We start from the raw sequence: 15808 nt of genomic DNA on the forward strand, positions 1-15808 counted from the left end.
GATTGACCCACCTGCAAGAGACTTCTGGACAGCCACCTCAGCTTGAGAAAGGACAGCCTGCAGGCGGATGACCTCTCCTCACCCGCGACGCCTCCCACGGCTCGGCGCCCCGGCTCGTCGTCTCGGCTCGTCTCTCGCGGATCTTGCACGAATCTTCACCCTCGCGCCGATCTTGCAGCTCTTTCCAGACCCCGACAGGAAGAAAGCTGCAAGGTCTCCCCGGCGCAGTGGATCTTGCACGACAAACCGCACCCAGACATGAAGAACCATGCAAGGTCGCCGCGAGGGCGGAGTACCGTGCAAGATCCACGAGGCCGGCCGGGGCCGAAGAAGCTTCTGAGCGGTGGCGAACCGGCCAAGAGCGGGGCGCTGGACCCGGTGAGGGTTGGCGGACGTCGCAGTAGCGACCATCACATCCGCCACCCACAGCGAACCCAAAGACCGTCTGGCATTATCGTCGCATCGACGATAAATGGAGGCGATCCTCGTGAGCGAGTGGACAGGTACCGACGTCTGGGTCCTGCGAACCCTGAAAGGCACCCACAACGAGAACCGGGCGCCGCTGGCCGACCTGATCGGCATCGGCGACTTCATCGAGCGGGCCGTCTTCGACGAATCCGAGTTCACCCGCGGGATGGGCAACCTGGTCGCCGCCGGGCTGGCCGAATTCGGCGACGGCGAGTACTGGCTGACCGAGGCCGGCCGGCCGGTGTCCGAGCGGCGCACCGACCGCATCCTGGCAGGCCTGCGCAAACTCGGCCGGCCGTCGGGGACCCCGTTGTCGCTGGCCCCCGGCGAGTTCGACCGGGCCGAACAGGATTACCGCGGCCGGATGGCCGCCTACCTCGACGGGCCGGCGAACTGAGCGCAGCCGGAGGCCGCCTCAACGTATCGGCCCAGGACCGGTTGCCGAGACCCCGCAGGCAGGTCGGCGTCAGCCGGTGAGGGCGACGACTCCGTCGAAGCGCCAACGGTGACCTTCCGGATCCACGACGGTGAAGGTGTACACGCCTTCGACCTCGTCCCCGTCGGCGTAGGAGCCCTCCTCCACGTCGACGACTTCGGCGCCGGCCGCCCTCGCCCGTTCGACCAGCCGGTCCATGGCGAACATGTTGGCGCCCATCGTGAACCGGCCCCGGTATCGCTGCGCCGGCTCCTCCACCTGGCCGGGCAGGGCCCGGGTCGCGATCAGCCGCTGGTACACGCCGAAAACGAGCTCGGCCCGGTCGGGTTGCGCCGACCGCTCGACGAACCCGAGAGCCTCGATGAAGAACCGTCGGGCCGCATCGAGGTCCCGGTAGGCGCACGAGACATCACGGAAGTACTCCATCACCTGATTCTGTGCCGCGCGCGCAACGCAGCCGTCCGGGCGAGATTTGCCCGGACGGCTGCGGTGTGTCTGGTCGCTCCTGCGGTCAGGAGACGATGCAGTTCTTGCCGTTCGCGCCGGTGCCGGTCTTCACGGGCTCGGCGCCGGTGTTGTTGCCGGTGTAGAGCCAGCAGGTCGGGATGCTGCCGATGCTGTTGCTCTTCAGTGTCGCCACGTCGCCGTAGTTGGTGTTGACGCCGGCGATCACCTTGCCGCTGGTGGCGGTGACGTTCTGGATGGTGACCTTGCGGGCCGCCTGGGTGGAGCAGTTGCCGCAGGAGCGGTAGAGCTTGCCGAAGTTGGAGACCTTGAAGTTCTTGATGGTCACCGATCCGCCGGCGCCCCGGTTGTCCTGGAAGACCTTGTCCGACGCGCTCGCCGCGCTGCCGCCGTCGATCACGACGGTGGCGTTGGTGCCGCGGAAGGTCGCCGCGTCCTCGCCGACGTCCTGCCAGACGACGTTCGTCAGGTTGCAGCTGCCGGCGCAGTGGACGCCGTCGGCGGACGGGGCGCCGAGGATGACGTTCTTCAGGGTGGCGCCGGCGGCCAGGTCGAAGATCGGGTCCTGGCCCTCGTTCTGGCCACCGCTGCCGAGGTCGCCGGAGCCGATGTAGCGCTTGCCGCCGCCGTCGAACGTGCCGGACACCTTGATCGATGCGGTGACCAGCACGTCCGTGGCGGCGGACGCCAGGTTCACCGTCGCGACGGAACCGGCCAGCGCTACGGCCAGTACGGCGGCGCCGATGAGCACACGCGGTCTTCTCATGTGGAACCTTCCTTGGGGGAGGCCCACCTCCATCGAGGGCGGTGGGCGGAACCGGCTGTCGTCACAGCAGCGTGTGACGTCATGGGGATGAGGCCGGTTGGACATCTCCAACATGTCATCGCAGATCGTTTTGAGTCAATGCGAATCGTTTGCAGCTTTGTTGCAGGATTAGGGGTATTGCGGGCACCCGAACGTGCGTTTGAGCGGAGGACTACGGTGGGCTGATGGCTACCAGACTGTCCCCTGCGGAATGGGTGCGGCGGCGCCGGGCCGACCTCGTCGACAAGCGGCTCGAGGTCGCCGGCGCGCGGGCGTTCGGCCGGCTCGACAGCCTCGGCGAGAGCTGGCACATCGTGGACTGGTCGGAGACCGGCCTGTCCCGGCGGCACGACGAGAGTGACCCGCTGGGCGCCCGGGCCGGTTTCCTGGCTGTCGGGCCGGGCGGGGTCTATGCGGTCACCGTCGCTGACCAGGGGCTCTTCCGGGTGCTGATCGCCGGTGACATGGTGCAGATCAACGGCCGCCGGGTGGCGTACGTGGCGGAGGCCCGCCGTGCCGCCGACCGTGCCGCCGTGGCCCTGTCCGAGGCGGCGGCCGTCAAGGTGCCGGTCGTCGCGGTGCTGGCCTTCACCGGCGTGGGCGCCGTGAGCACCAACGGGGTGCCGCCGAGCTGCCTGGTCGCCACCGATCGTGAGCTGGACAAGATCCTCACGTCGGGTGGCCACCGGATCAGCCCGGACACCGCGGCCCGTCTCGCGAAGATCGCCCGATTCGCGGCTCTGCCAGACCCGACGTAGATTGATTCTTGTCAATCTATTGGGAGGTGCTCATGCACCGTACAATCCTCGCGCTGGGTCTCGGAGCCGTCCTGGTGATGACCGCTCCGCACACCGCCGCCGCGATGGCGCCCGACCTGGACAACCCCCAGGTGGTGGCCACCGGCCTGACGGTGCCGTGGGGGCTGGACTTCCTGCCCGACGGCAGCGCGCTCGTCACCGAACGCAACAGCGCCCGCGTCCTGCGGGTGCAGCCGGGCAGCGCCCCGGTCACCGTCACCACCATCGCCGGGGTCGCCCCCACCGGCGAGGCGGGTCTGCTCGGCCTGGCCGTCTCGCCGACGTTCGAGCAGGACAATCTGGTGTACGTGTACTTCACCTCGGCCACCGACAACCGGATCGCCCGGTTCCGCCTCGACACCCCGGCCACCCAGCAGGTCGTCCTCAGTGGCCTGGCCAAGGCGAGCATCCATGACGGCGGGCGCATCGCGTTCGGCCCGGACGGCATGCTGTACGCCACGGTCGGCGACGCGGGCGTCACGTCGAACGCGCAGAACCAGCAGAGCCGCAACGGCAAGATCCTGCGGATGCGGCCGGACGGCGGGGTGCCCGCGACGGGCAACCCGTTCCCGAACTCGCTGGTCTACAGCCTCGGCCACCGCAACCCGCAGGGCCTGGCGTGGGATGCGCAGGGCCGACTGTACGCCGCCGAGTTCGGCCAGAACACCTGGGACGAGGTCAACCAGATCGTGGCCGGCGGCAACTACGGCTGGCCGACCGTCGAGGGCAACAGCACCGACACCCGCTTCCGCAACCCGATCGTGGTGTGGAGCACCGCGCAGGCCTCGCCGAGCGGCGCGGCCATCGACGGCCAGACCCTGTACGTCGCCGCTCTCCGTGGCCAGCGCCTGTGGTCGGTGCCGCTGAACGGCGCCGGCGGGGCGGGCACCCCGACCGGGCTGCTCCAGGGGCAGTACGGCCGGCTGCGCACCGTCGAACGCGCCCCCGACGGCGCACTGTGGGTGACCACCAGTAACCGGGACGGCCGGGGCACTCCGGCCGCCGACGACGACCGTATCCTCCGGTTCCCGCCGCTGTAACCGGGTGGACACAGCCCGCTACTGTGCCTCGAAACGAGGGCGCCGTACGGGAGGGTCCGAATTTGACCGGGTTCGGGATCAGCGTGCGGACCACCCGGTCCACGTTGTGGCGTTCGCTGATCGTGCTGGAGCTGGCGCTGCTCGTCGCGCTCGGCACGGCGGCCTGGGTGTCGCAGGGCACCCAGGCCGCCGCCGAACGGGTCAGGTCGCACTCGGCCCCCTCGATCCAGCACATCCTGGCCGCCCACGCCGCGCTCGTGGAGGCCGACGAGGCCGCCGTCGACAGTTTCCGGACCGGGGCGGTCGGACTGACCGGTCCCGGTGAGCGGTATCAGAACCAGATCGCCCTCGCCGGTCAGAACCTCACCCAGCTCGCCGTCGACAGCATCGCCGGCGCCGGGGTCGGCCAGAGCATCCAGCTCGTGCAGGGGCAGCTGGCCGCCTACTCCGGGCTCATCGAGCAGGCCGACGCGCACTACCGCCAGGATCCCGGCTCGGAGCTGGCCCGCGCCGACCTCTGGTACGCCTCGCGCCTGCTGCACATGCCTGCCGGTGGCATCCTCGCGCAGCTCGACGACCTGCTGGCGATCGAACGGCAGGCGCTGGCCCGCGAACTCACGGCCGGCCGGATGGCTGCGGGCTGGGTGGCCACCTGGATCGTGCCGATGATCGTGCTGCTCGTGTTGCTGGTGGGCACCCAGGTGTTCCTGAGCCGCCGCTTCCGCCGTACCTTCAATCTGCCGTTGCTCGGGGCGACCGCCGCGGTGCTGGTCCTGGCCGGGGGCATGTCGTTCGATTTCGCCGCCCGCGGCGAACTGGCCGCGACCCAGGAAGCGGGCGACGCGCTGGCCGGCGGCTGGCAGGCGCGGATCGCCGCGACTGACCGGCGCGGTCAGCAGATGCTCGGTGACCTGGTCGCGCAGACCTGCCCCGACGGGTGCGACGAGACCATCGGCCGGCTCCTGGCGACGCCCGGCGCGACCGGCGAGCCACCCGGCGACGAGGCCCTGACGGCCCGGATCAAGGACGTCGACGGGCACGCCGCGGCGGCCGCCGACACCGCCGGCCGGCCGATGCCGCTGATGCTCGCGGCGCTGATCGCCATGGCGCTGGTGCCGCTCGGCCTGCACCCGCGCATCGACGAATACAGATAGGGGCGATCCATGCGTACGATGCGGGCCGTCACGCTGGCCGCCGTCGCCCTGCTGGTCACCGGGATCGGGGCGTGCGCCGGCGGCGAACGTTCGAGCGTCACCGTCCTCGCGTCCTGGACCGGCGGCGAGGCCGAGGCGTTCCAGCAGGTCCTGGACCGGTTCACCGCGCAGACCGGCATCCGGGTCGACTACCGGGGCACCCGGGCACTCAACCAGGTGCTGACCGCCGAGGTGCAGAAAGGCGCCCCGCCCGACATCGCGGTCCTGCCCAGCCCCGGCGACCTCGGCGGTTACGTCCGCCGGTCCGCGGTCCGCCCGCTCGACGAGGTGATCGACACCGGCGCCGAGCAGTCACACAGCCCGCAATGGCTGCGCCTGGAGCAGATCGGCGGCAGACGCTACGCGGTGGCGATCAAAACCTCCCTCAAGAGCCTCATCTGGTACGACCCACGCCGCGTCCCCGGCCTGTCCGGTGACCGCCCGCCGACCTGGAACGAGCTGGTCGAGCTCAGCGGGCGGCTCAGCACGGGCGACACCGCCGCCTGGTGCATGGGCATGGGGTCCACCCCGGTCTCCGGCTGGCCCGGCACCGACTGGATCGAGGACCTGGTGCTGCACCGGGCCGGCCCCGCCGTGTACCAGCGCTGGGCCGCCGGGCAGGTGCCGTGGACCGCGCCGGAGATCCGCCAGGCGTGGACGGCGTGGAGCCAGGTGGCGCTGCGGCCCGGTCACGTCCGCGGCGGCGTCCTGTTCACCGAGTTCGGTGACGCGGGCCAGGCGATGCACACCGACCCGCCCGGCTGTCTCCTGCACCACCAGGCGTCCTTCGTGATCGGCGACAGCCGCGGCGCCGCCCTGGACTTCGTGCCGTTCCCGTCGGACGGCCCCCGGGCCTGGGAGGTCTCGGCCGACCTGGCCGCCCTGTTCACCGACAAGCCGGAGGCCCGCGAGCTGATGCGTTTCCTGGCCACCGACGAGGCGCAGAGCATCTGGCCGGCGGCGAGCCACGGTTCGGTGTTCTCCGCGAACCGCGGCGTCGACCAGGCGATCTACGACAACCCGGTGAGCCGGCGCATCGCACAGACCCTCACCGGGGAGGCGGCCCTGTGCTTCGACGCCTCCGACCTGATGCCGAGCGCGATGACGAACGCCTTCTACCGCGCGATCCTGGAGTACCTCCAGTCCCCGGACCGCCTCGACCCGATCCTGCGCCAGCTGGACCAGGTCCGCACCGCCATTCCCGCCACCGACTGGCTGAACGTCCCCTGCGGCCCTTGACCACCTGCTCAGGGTCCCGGGTTCGACGCCGATGGGGGTCTGGAGAGACTGTCGCGGGTCACGAGGAGGCGGCGATGCCGGAACGCTCGGCAGCGGCTGGGCAGGTGGCGGAGCTGCTGCACACCGCCCGCAAGTCGCTCGGCATGGACCTGACCTTCCTGAGCCGCCTGGACGGGACGACCCAGCACCTGGAAGTGGTCGACTCGGCCCTCCCGTTCGCGGCGCTGGAGGGCACGATGCACCCCCAGGAGACCACGTTCTGTCAGGCGATCCTGGACGGCAACCTGCCCCCGGTGATCCCGGACGTCACTCAGTTCCCGCTGGCGATGAGCCTGCCCGGCGCCGCCGCCGGGATCCGCAGCTACATCTCGGCAACCGTCGAGTTGAGCGACGGCACCGTGTACGGCACGTTCTGTGGCGCCGGACTCCAGGCCGACCCGTTGCTGAGCGAGCGTGACCGGGCACTGATGGATGTGCTGGCCCACGCCGCCGCCATGATCCTCGAACCGGACATCGACAAACGGCGCCGCAACGCCGGCATCGAGGGCCGGCTGCGTCCCCTGCTGGACCGGGACGGCCCGGTGGTCCTCCTGCAACCGATCGTCGACCTGGCCAGTGGCCGCCGGATCGGTGCGGAGGCGCTGAGCAGGTTCCCGCAGGAATGGGGACAGCCTCCGGACGAGGTGTTCGCCGACGCCGAGCTGATCGGCGAACGAGTGAACCTCGAACTGGCCGCACTGCGCCGGGCGGCCGACCACCTGCCCGACGTGTCCGGGTACATCGCCATGAACATCTCCCCGGACACCCTGTTCTCCGAGGCCGGGGCGGCGTTTCTGGCCGGGCTGCCGCTGGCCCGGATCGTGCTCGAACTGTCGGAGCACGATCCGGTCGACGACTACGATCATCTGCGCGCCGTCCTGGCGCCGTTGCGGGCCCGGAGCATGCGGCTGGCCATCGACGACGTCGGCGCCGGTTACTCGTCGCTGCGGCACATCGTCGCCACCGCCCCGGACGTCATCAAGCTCGACCGCAGCATCATCAGCGGGGTCGGCGACGACCATGTCCTGGCGGTGGTCGTGCGGTCCCTGGTCGACCTGGCCGGCGCGATCGGCGCCACCGTGGTCGCCGAGGGCATCGAGACCGCGGTGGATGCGGCCGCACTGACCTCTCTGGGTGTCCAGCTCGGCCAGGGCTGGCTGTTCGAGCGGGCGGTGCCGGCCGAGGACCTGGCCGACGAGTACGCGCTCGCTCCCGCCCGCCACTGAGCAGCACGCCGGTTCCGTGCCCGCTGTGACTGCGTTCTCGGGACCGCCGGCGACGCGGATCTACACTTGACCATGGCGACCTGGGAGTACGGGCAACTCACCATCCTCAGCCACATCAGTCTGCCGGTCGAGCAGCGTCAGCGCCGGGGCCTGAGGACCCGGACCACCGTCGTCGACGCACACGTGTGGACGGCGGAGTGGTCGACCAGCGTGCTCGCCGAGCCGGTCCAGTGGGAGGCCCGCAGCCACGCCGAGGTGATGGGCTGGCTGGCCGGGCTGAGCAACGACGGCTGGGACCTGGTGACCGCCGATCTGCCGTCCGGCCGCTATCTGTTCCGGCGCTTCCACCAGATCTGACCCGACCGAGCCGCAGGTGGCTCAGGTGATCGCCACATCGTCGTAGTAGACGGTGCCGGTGTTGTCGCCGCACTTCAGGTGCAGCTGGACGCTGGTCGCGGTGGCCGGGGCGACGGCGTCCACCGACAGCTTGGTCCAGCCGGAGTTGCCGACCGGCAGCCGGTTGGAGGTGTTCTGGCTGATCCAGGCACCGTTGATGTCGAACCAGCTGAGCGAGATCTCGGTGATGCCGGTCGCGTTGATCCCGCGGGCGTACGCCTCGGCGTGCCATGACGCGCCGCCCTGCACCGGCGTGACCGGCGAGGTCAGCAGCGACGGCAGGTTGCTGCCGCTGCGGGTGGTGCCGGTGAACCGCGCCGACCGGGTGCCGGAGCGCGCCTGTTCGGTGGTGATCACCGCGGTGCCGGCAGCCGGCAGGTAGTTGCGCCACGGGGAGTCGACGGCGGCCGCCTCGAAACCCAGGTTCAGGATGCTGTTCGAGGTGGTGCCGGACGTCCACGCGTCGTCGACGACACCCGCTCCGATCTTCGGGCTGGTGTCGGTGCGGAAGAGCCCGAACTTGTACTGGGCGGGCATGGTGGACACCACCGAGTTGGGCGGGATGGCACCGGGGGAGAAGTCGTTGAGCGTCCACGGCGCCACCGAACCGACCCCGGCCTCGGCGGCGGCGCGGTACACGCGGGCGAGGTAGGCGCCCTGTTCGCCTTCGGTGCCGGTGTGGGTGCTGACACCGGTCTCGCCGATCACCACCGGGCTCGGGGTGACCGCGTTCTGGGCCCGCCGGATCTCCGCGAGCGACCGTTCCGAGGCGCCGTAGAAGTGGAAGTCGTAGTAGTCCAGCGGGGTGCCGGCCAGCTGCGACTTGAGGCTCGCCATGCCGGGCGCGCCGGTGGCACCGTCCACGGAGAGGGTGAGCGGCATGGCCGGCGCGGTGCTGCGGATCGCCGGGATGACCTGGCTCACCCAGGTGACCGCGGCGGTGTTGGCCGGCGGGAACTCGTTCTTCACCTCGACCGCGATCACCCGCGGATCGTCGGCGTACGGGCCCACGATGGCCTGCGCCCAGGTGATGCTCCCGGCCACGTCGGAGTAGCCGGACCACCAGTCGAACAGGGTCAGCTTCACGGTCAGGCCGTGCGCGTCGGCGATGTCCACGAACTGGCTGAGCTTCTGGGCGTACGCCGTGGTGGGGGTGGGGAAGCCGAAGGCCTGCGGGAAGATGATGGCGCGGACGTCGGTGGCGCCGAGCGTCGCGGCGCGGGCCAGGTCGGTGTCGATGCGCACCGGGTCGAAACTGGTCCACATAAAGGTCCAGCCGGCGTTCGACGGGTAGTAGTTGATCGTTTTGGCGGTCAGCACCGCGGCCATCCGGCTCGCCAGCGTCGGCGTCAGGTCGGCGGCGCGGGCGGGGGCGGCCGGCGTCAGGCTGAGCAGGAGGCCGGCGAGCGCGAGGGAGCAGAGACGACGGCGCATGGGGGACCACGCTTTCGTGCCCGAGGGGGAGAGCCTCTATCGACGACATTAAGTCTCTCGGGGGCGGCGGACAACGCGGGCGGCGTGCCAGATGGTGACTCAGGGTGTTCGACTGGATGCGTGCGGCTGGCATGTTTCCGGGATTCGCCGGGTGGGTGCGGGCCATCATGCTGTTGGTCGTCCGCGCATCACCGGATGCGGGACAGGTTTCCTCGGGGAGAAATAGAACATCGTGAACGTTCGTACGCCGTACATCGTGATCGCCATGGCCGCCGTCGCCCTGACGGGTTGCTCCAGCACCACGACCACCAGCAGCCCGGCGCCCGCCACCACCACCGCGACAGCGACGAGCGCCGCCGCGACGACCGCTCCCACCGCGACCAGCACGAGCGCGCCGGCGCCGACCTCCGCGACCACGAAGCCGGCCGCCGGCGACGGTTGCACGCCGTCGGAGGCGACCCTGCTCAAGGCGCTGCGCACCAGCAAGATCAATGACGCCCTCGCGCCGACCGAGACACTGACCGGCATCACCTGCTACCAGGGCTGGGCGCTGGGCCTGACCCACCCGAAGCAGGCCGACAACGCCCAGGTGGTCTTCCAGTACACCGGCGGCAAATGGAAGGCGGTCAGCGGCGGCACCTCCGGTTACTGCGACGGTTTCGTCCCGGCGGACGTCCAGCCGCACCTCAAGAACTGCTGACGCCCGGGGTGGCCACGGTGATCACAGGCCGTGCCGCCGCAGTTGTTCGCCCTCGTCTCCTCGGCCCAGCTCGTCGAGCAGTTTGATCAGCTTGTCGAGGGCGTAGCTGTTCCCCCGGAGCGCGGCCTCGCGCAGCGGCTCCTCGGCCGCCTCCGGGCGGCCGGTCTCGCGAAACAGGTCAGCGAGCACGAAGAGCGGCCCAACGCTGTCCTCGTCCTCGAAGCGGGCATGGACCAGCTGCTCGGCCTCCTGGCATCTGCCAAGGCGGCCGAGCAGCAGTGCCCGGTGCCGTAATGCGCTGCCGTATCCGAATTCGTCCATCGCCTGCCAGAGCGCCTCGACGGCCTCGATGTCGCCTTCGGCCTCGATGATCTCGCTGAGTTCCTCCAGCGCGGTGGTCGCGGTCGTCAGGCAGTTCGATTCGATCCGCCAGCCGGGTGGCTTCGGCGGCGTCTCCAGCAACGGCAGCATGCATCCGATGTACGGGTGGTTCCACCCTTCGACGGCCTTGCGGAGCCAGTCTTTGGCCTCCTCGACGCGGCCCTCCCCGCGCAGTTCCCGGGCCAGGTCGACCATTGCCTCCAGGTCACCGGCCACCGCTCCCCGGCGCAGCCAGTAGGCGGACCCCTCCTTGTCGCCCGCCTCGGCCAGCCCGAAGCAGAGCTGGCGCATCGCGTTCCAGTCCTCGGCCTCGGCGCCAGCCAGCCAATCCTCCTTCAGCCGCTGGACGGCATCGTCGGGATGACGTTCCTCCAGCAGCCGGATGGCGTCGCCGCAGCCCTCGCGGGCGGCCTGCCGCAACATGGCGTCCGCATCACCGGCCCGGCCGGTCCGCTCCAGCAGCAGCGCCATCTCGTACAGCGCGCCGGTCCAGATCAGATCGATGCTCGGTGGATGCGACGGCGCCTGGTCACCGAGGTCGATCAGGGTGCGCAGCCAGCGTTCAGCCTCCGGCGCCCGGCCACGGCGCCACAGGGTCGCGCCCAGGTCCAGCATGGCGCCGCGGTCGTCGCGCTCGGCGTGCTCGCGCAGCACCGTGATCGCGTCCTCCGGCCGGCCGTGCCCGTTCAGCAACTTGATCAGCTCACTCATCGCGAGGATGTGGCCGGCGCCGAGGGCGGCGCGTAACGCGGCCTCGGCGCCGGCCACGTCGCCGCGGCGTTCCAGCAGCCGGGCCAGCAGCAGCAGGTCGTCGCCGCCGACCGGGCCGGTGGCCAGCAGCAGTTGCTCGGCGAAGCGGAAGAATCCCCGGTCCTGTGCCCGGCGTGCCGCGGCGCTGCGGTCTGCCGCCGGAACCAGGTGGTCGACCAGCGCCTGTGACGCCTGGGCTGGCACCGGGCCGGCGGCCCGAGCGGCCCGCCCGTGCTGAGCGAGGTAGTCGGCGAGCAGGTAGCCGTCGGCGGGACCGAGGTCGGGGGCGGAACGGGTGGGCGTCAGCGCGGCCACGCCGTTCACCGTCGCGGCGGCCCGGCCGATCGCCTCAGCGAACCAGGTCGGCTCGGCGACCCGCTGTGGCCCGGTGAGGTAGGTTCCCGCCGCGGCCTCCAGATAGGTGGGCGGCAGCGGCCCGGTGAAGCCGAGCCAGTGCGCGTCCATCGCGGCGCTGACAAGCGCCCGGCAGCGCGGCTCGAGGACCCGTTCATACCAGTCGACCAGCGTGAGGCCGCCGGACAGTGCCTGGATGACCTGGCCCCGGGGCGCCTTGGCGGCCTCGGCCAGCCGGTCGTCGTGCCGGGCAGCCTCCCGCAGGTTCGCCAGGTCGGCCGTCTCCTCGAAGGTGTCCGGTACGACGATCACCTCGGCGCTGTTGAGCAGTTCACGGGAGTCGCGGCGCCCGTCGTGGTCCTGGGCCACGACCGAGGTGAGGTCGTAGAAGTAGTCCGGCCACAGTGTCCCTAGCGCCACCGACCGGCTCTGTCTGGTCAGCCAGCGGCGCAGTTCCAGGGCTGCCTCGGGGCTGTCCAGGAATCGCTGCATCTCGTTGAGCCATAGCACCATCGGCCGCTGGTGGGCCGACCAGTCCCGCAGGGTGTCCCGCAGCTCGCCGGCGTCGAGCGGCGCCACCACCGGATGGTCAGGCAGGCAGGCCCGCACCGCTTCCAGGGCGCTGCGGCTCTTGCCGGTCGAGGAGCCACCGATGAGCACGAGCAGGTGGTGCCGGTCTCGTCGGGTCGCGGCGACCAGGGCGTCCCGCAGTTGTGTGTCATGGCCCCGGGTGACGAAGGGTGGCAGCTCGGAGGTCACGTTGCGGCCGGCCGCCACCGCTGGGTGCACGCCGAGCACCTGCGGGTTCCAGTCGGCCACCGGCCGGCCGGCCACCGCAGGGGTGGCGGCCGCAGGGGTGGCGGCTGCGGCCTGATTGCGCAGGTCGACCAGTTCGGTCTGGAGCCGCCGGCGCTCTTCCGGGCCCGCGCACAGGGCGTCGCACAGCGCGTCGATCGTGGATGTGCCAGGCACTCCCTTGGCTGTGTTCAGTGCCTCGGAGACGGTGCTGGCACTCAGTCCGGACTTCTTGGCGAGTGTGGCCGGCGACCATCCACGCTGGTTCATCGCGTCGCGAATCAGCAGCTTCAGTCTTGTCTTCGGGTCGCTGTCGGGCACTCGCACCTCGCTGCTCGGCCTTGTTCGGAGTGGTTCGCAGCGAACCACTCCGTACGGGTTTCCGGCTTTCCTGCGTCCACCAGCTGTTTTGCCGACGAAGACTGGAAGGTTAGGCCATGCCCGATTCCGGACGACGCACTGAATGTCCCCACGACGAACCGAGACGAGGCCGCGTCCGGATCGCGGCCGCCGCTGTCACCGGGCTTCTCGCCGGGGTGGCCCGCTCGATCGCCGACCGGGTGCTGCACCATTTCTGGGGTTTGTAGCTCGGGCGAGCTACAGGCAAGTGACCGTTGTACGGGGACATTCACCGGCCGTGCGAATCCGTAGGTTTCTGGCTCGTCCCGGAAACCTGCGGAAGGTGTGCCATGCGGTTCGTTGTCCAGCTTATTGCGGTGCTGGCGGTGTCTTTTCTGGCCGGTCAGGCGGTCGCCCTGGTCGATGGTCAGCCCTGGCTTTCGCTGGGCGTGGGCCTCGGCGCCGCCGTGGTCGCGACGATCGTCTACTCCGCAGTGGTGCGGGCGACCGAGAAACGCGTGGTGACCGAGACCTCTGGCCGTACCGCCGCATCGGGTTTGATCCGGGGTCTGCTGTTGGGGGTTGCGGTCTTCTCGGTGGTCATCGGGGTGATCGCGGTCAACGGCGGCTACCGGATCATCGGGTTCGGTGCGGACCCGGTGAACGCGGTGGGGCTGGCCGGGTTCATGGCCGCCGCGGTGACGGCCGAGGAGTTGCTCTTCCGGGGTGTGCTGTTCCGGCATCTGGAGCGGGTCACCGGCACCTGGCTCGCGTTGACGGTGTCGGCGCTGGTGTTCGGCGGGGTGCATCTGCTGAACACCAACGCCACCTGGTGGGGCGCGCTGTGTGTGGCGATTGCCGGTGGCGGGATGCTGACCTCGGCGTTCATCGCCGCCCGCGATCTGTGGCTGCCGATCGGCCTGCACTTCGGCTGGAACTACGCCCAGTCGGCGATTTTCGGTTCGGAGGTCTCCGGCAACGGCGTCCGGGAGGGGATCCTGCATTCCGAGTCGAGCGGCAACACCCTGATCAGCGGTGGGCAGTTCGGTCCGGAGGCGAGCGTCTTCACCCTGGTCGCGGGCGTGGTCGTCACGTCGGTGTTCCTGTGGCTGGCCGCGCGGCGTGGCCGTCTCGTGCCGATGCGCCGTGCCGCCCAGCCGTCTAAAATCGCTGGGTGATCGACTTCGCCGGTCTGCGGGACCGGTGGCGCCGCTATGACGTCGTGGTCCGGGATCTCCTGTTCGCGTTGCTGCTGACCGGGCTGGCGCTGGTCCCGGACTGGCATCGGCACGGCACCCGGCTCGCCGATGCGGTGCCGGCCCGGCCGTTCGACGGCTGGGGGGTGCTGATCGTCGTCGTCGAGTGCCTGCCGCTGGCGGTGCGCCGGATCCGGCCGACGATCTGTCTCGCTCTGGTGTTCGCCGGGTTCGCGGCCGACCAGCTGTCCGGGTACAACACGCTGGGCGGCACCGCCCTGCCGGTCGCCTTGATCAGCGTGGGCCTGCACGCGGACCGGCACCGGCGGGCGATCGTGGTCGCGGCGACCGCCGCCTTCCTGGCCCTGGCCGTCGTGCTGGGCCGGGTCGGGCAGCTGGGACCGGATGTGGTCGCGCTGTTCTACCTGGTCCTCGGTTCGATGTGGGTGGTCGGGGCGACACTGCGGCGCAGCCGGCTCGCCGAGCTGGACCATCGGCGGCATCTGGCGGACGCGGCCCGGGCCGCCGAGCGCACCCGGATCGCCCGGGAGTTGCACGATGTGGTGACCCATCACGTGACCGCCATGGTGGTCCAGGCCGAGGCGGCCCGGTATCTGACCGGTGCGCCGGACCGGCTCGACGAGGCGCTGGCGGCGATCTCGGACACCGGGCGGCAGGCGGTCACCGATCTGCGGCACGTGCTCGATCTGCTCGATCCCGGTCACGGCGGTGAGCTGCAGGCGCTGGTCGAGCGGACCCGGCGGGCCGGGCAGCCGGTGGAGCTGGTCGAACAGGGCAGCCTGCCGGAGGCTGCCGGCAGTGCGGTGGCCACCGTCTACCGGGTGGCGCAGGAGGCGCTGACCAATGCGCTGAAGCACGACCACGGCGCGCGGACCAGCGTCACGGTCCGGTACCGGCCGGAGGAGATAGACATGCGGATCAGCACGGACGGGTCGGGCGCCGGCGCCGGGTCGGCCGGTGGGAGCGGGCGTGGCCTGACCGGGCTGCGGGACCGGGTCGGTACGCTCGGCGGCGACTTCAGCGCAGGCCCGCTCGCCGGGGGTGGTTTCCTGGTCACCGCGCGGATCCCGACCGGGGTGGCGTCGTGATCCGGGTGCTGGTCTGTGACGACCAGCCGCTGATCCGGACCGGGTTCGCCACCATCATCGACGCCCAGCCGGACATGGCGGTGGCCGGGGACTGCGGCGACGGCCACACCGCGGTCGAGCTGGCGCGTGAGCTGGCGCCGGACGTGGTCGTGATGGACGTGCGGATGCCCGGCCTCAACGGCATCGAAGCCACCGCCCGGCTGGCCGGAGCCGGTGTGCAGCGGCCGGTGAAGGTGCTGGTGGTGACCACGTTCAACCTCGACGAATACGTGTACGAGTCGCTGCGCGCCGGGGCCAGCGGGTTCCTGCTCAAGGACGCGCCGCCGGCGCACCTGCTGCACGGCATCCGCACGGTGGCGGCCGGGGCGGCGCTGCTCGCGCCGGAGGTGACCCGCCAGCTGGTCGGCCGGTACGCGTCCCGGATCCTGCCGTCGGCGGGCTCGGGTGGCACGCCGCTGAGCACGCGTGAGCTGGAGGTGCTGCGGCTGATCGCGAACGGTCTGTCCAACACCGAGATCGCGGCGGCGCTGGTGATCAGCCACGAGACGGTCAAGACGTACGTCTCGCGGATCCTCACCAAACTGGAGCTGCGGGATCGGGTCCAGGCCGTGGTCTACGCGTACCGCAACGGCCTGGCCAGCTGACC

Annotated in this window: 15 protein-coding genes; 11 read left to right on the forward strand and 4 right to left on the reverse strand. The window is 70.8% G+C overall.

Annotated features, from left to right (window positions below):
* The first annotated feature begins 487 nt into the window (after positions 1–487).
* Complete coding sequence (locus AB0E94_RS30515; protein WP_360333094.1) at positions 488–865, forward strand: hypothetical protein; 378 nt, start codon at positions 488–490, stop codon at positions 863–865.
* Between the two features lie 69 nt (positions 866–934).
* Here AB0E94_RS30515 and AB0E94_RS30520 read toward each other — a convergent pair whose 3' ends face one another.
* Both AB0E94_RS30520 and AB0E94_RS30525 read right to left on the reverse strand, forming a co-directional pair.
* A complete protein-coding gene (locus tag AB0E94_RS30520) occupies positions 935–1330 on the reverse strand; it encodes a VOC family protein (protein ID WP_360333096.1) in 396 nt (131 codons plus the stop codon).
* An 85-nt stretch (positions 1331–1415) separates the two neighbouring features.
* Positions 1416–2135, reverse strand: a complete 720-nt coding sequence (locus AB0E94_RS30525) for a pectate lyase (protein WP_360333099.1) — start codon at positions 2133–2135, stop codon at positions 1416–1418.
* Between the two features lie 224 nt (positions 2136–2359).
* Between AB0E94_RS30525 and AB0E94_RS30530 the strand changes: the two genes are divergently transcribed.
* From AB0E94_RS30530 to AB0E94_RS30555, 6 genes are all read left to right on the forward strand, one after another.
* Entirely contained in the window at positions 2360–2932 is a 573-nt protein-coding gene (locus AB0E94_RS30530) for a hypothetical protein (protein ID WP_360333102.1), read from the forward strand.
* A gap of 32 nt (positions 2933–2964) precedes the next feature.
* Positions 2965–4011 (forward strand): PQQ-dependent sugar dehydrogenase, encoded by a 1047-nt coding sequence (locus tag AB0E94_RS30535; RefSeq protein WP_360333105.1) that lies wholly within the window; start codon positions 2965–2967, stop codon positions 4009–4011.
* A gap of 62 nt (positions 4012–4073) precedes the next feature.
* Positions 4074–5165, forward strand: coding sequence for a hypothetical protein (locus AB0E94_RS30540; RefSeq protein WP_360333108.1), 1092 nt, complete (start codon positions 4074–4076; stop codon positions 5163–5165).
* A gap of 9 nt (positions 5166–5174) precedes the next feature.
* Positions 5175–6443 carry an ABC transporter substrate-binding protein gene (locus tag AB0E94_RS30545; RefSeq protein WP_360333111.1) on the forward strand — a complete coding sequence of 423 codons (1269 nt, stop codon included), beginning with the start codon at positions 5175–5177 and terminating at the stop codon, positions 6441–6443.
* A gap of 74 nt (positions 6444–6517) precedes the next feature.
* On the forward strand, positions 6518–7708 hold the full coding sequence (locus AB0E94_RS30550) for an EAL domain-containing protein (protein ID WP_360333114.1): 1191 nt from the start codon (positions 6518–6520) through the stop codon (positions 7706–7708).
* A gap of 72 nt (positions 7709–7780) precedes the next feature.
* Positions 7781–8065, forward strand: coding sequence for a hypothetical protein (locus tag AB0E94_RS30555; protein ID WP_360333117.1), 285 nt, complete (start codon positions 7781–7783; stop codon positions 8063–8065).
* A gap of 21 nt (positions 8066–8086) precedes the next feature.
* On the opposite strand, the gene AB0E94_RS30560 is transcribed toward AB0E94_RS30555, so the two are convergent.
* Entirely contained in the window at positions 8087–9538 is a 1452-nt protein-coding gene (locus AB0E94_RS30560) for a cellulase family glycosylhydrolase (protein ID WP_360333120.1), read from the reverse strand.
* A 232-nt stretch (positions 9539–9770) separates the two neighbouring features.
* Here AB0E94_RS30560 and AB0E94_RS30565 point away from each other — a divergent pair, with 232 nt between their 5' ends.
* Positions 9771–10238: a hypothetical protein gene (locus AB0E94_RS30565; RefSeq protein WP_360333123.1), complete on the forward strand. Its 468-nt coding sequence runs from the start codon at positions 9771–9773 to the stop codon at positions 10236–10238.
* A 21-nt stretch (positions 10239–10259) separates the two neighbouring features.
* Here AB0E94_RS30565 and AB0E94_RS30570 read toward each other — a convergent pair whose 3' ends face one another.
* Positions 10260–12839: a helix-turn-helix domain-containing protein gene (locus AB0E94_RS30570; RefSeq protein WP_360333126.1), complete on the reverse strand. Its 2580-nt coding sequence runs from the start codon at positions 12837–12839 to the stop codon at positions 10260–10262.
* A gap of 368 nt (positions 12840–13207) precedes the next feature.
* On the opposite strand from AB0E94_RS30570, the gene AB0E94_RS30575 reads away from it, so the two are divergent.
* The 3 genes from AB0E94_RS30575 to AB0E94_RS30585 are packed head-to-tail and all read left to right on the forward strand — an operon-like array spanning position 13208 to position 15806.
* Complete coding sequence (locus AB0E94_RS30575; RefSeq protein WP_360333129.1) at positions 13208–14035, forward strand: type II CAAX endopeptidase family protein; 828 nt, start codon at positions 13208–13210, stop codon at positions 14033–14035.
* The gene (locus AB0E94_RS30580; protein WP_360333132.1) at positions 14032–15162 is read left to right on the forward strand and encodes a histidine kinase; all 1131 of its coding nucleotides are present in this window, start codon (positions 14032–14034) and stop codon (positions 15160–15162) included. The genes AB0E94_RS30575 and AB0E94_RS30580 overlap by 4 nt, the downstream gene beginning before the upstream one ends.
* Positions 15159–15806 (forward strand): response regulator transcription factor, encoded by a 648-nt coding sequence (locus AB0E94_RS30585; protein WP_360333135.1) that lies wholly within the window; start codon positions 15159–15161, stop codon positions 15804–15806. The genes AB0E94_RS30580 and AB0E94_RS30585 overlap by 4 nt, the downstream gene beginning before the upstream one ends.
* Positions 15807–15808 lie beyond the last annotated feature (2 nt).

Origin of the sequence: Actinoplanes sp. NPDC026670 (assembly GCF_040638175.1) — a bacterium.
Lineage (GTDB): Bacteria > Actinomycetota > Actinomycetes > Mycobacteriales > Micromonosporaceae > Actinoplanes.

What these genes read in the sequence shown, in the direction of transcription:
- AB0E94_RS30520 (WP_360333096.1), bottom strand. Translation starts at nt 1,330, where the DNA reads ATGGAGTACTTCCGTGATGTCTCGTGCGCCTACCGGGACCTCGATGCG.
- AB0E94_RS30560 (WP_360333120.1), bottom strand. Translation starts at nt 9,538, where the DNA reads ATGCGCCGTCGTCTCTGCTCCCTCGCGCTCGCCGGCCTCCTGCTCAGC.
- AB0E94_RS30550 (WP_360333114.1), top strand. Translation starts at nt 6,518, where the DNA reads ATGCCGGAACGCTCGGCAGCGGCTGGGCAGGTGGCGGAGCTGCTGCAC.
- AB0E94_RS30575 (WP_360333129.1), top strand. Translation starts at nt 13,208, where the DNA reads ATGCGGTTCGTTGTCCAGCTTATTGCGGTGCTGGCGGTGTCTTTTCTG.
- AB0E94_RS30535 (WP_360333105.1), top strand. Translation starts at nt 2,965, where the DNA reads ATGCACCGTACAATCCTCGCGCTGGGTCTCGGAGCCGTCCTGGTGATG.
- AB0E94_RS30545 (WP_360333111.1), top strand. Translation starts at nt 5,175, where the DNA reads ATGCGTACGATGCGGGCCGTCACGCTGGCCGCCGTCGCCCTGCTGGTC.
- AB0E94_RS30525 (WP_360333099.1), bottom strand. Translation starts at nt 2,135, where the DNA reads ATGAGAAGACCGCGTGTGCTCATCGGCGCCGCCGTACTGGCCGTAGCG.
- AB0E94_RS30530 (WP_360333102.1), top strand. Translation starts at nt 2,360, where the DNA reads ATGGCTACCAGACTGTCCCCTGCGGAATGGGTGCGGCGGCGCCGGGCC.
- AB0E94_RS30555 (WP_360333117.1), top strand. Translation starts at nt 7,781, where the DNA reads ATGGCGACCTGGGAGTACGGGCAACTCACCATCCTCAGCCACATCAGT.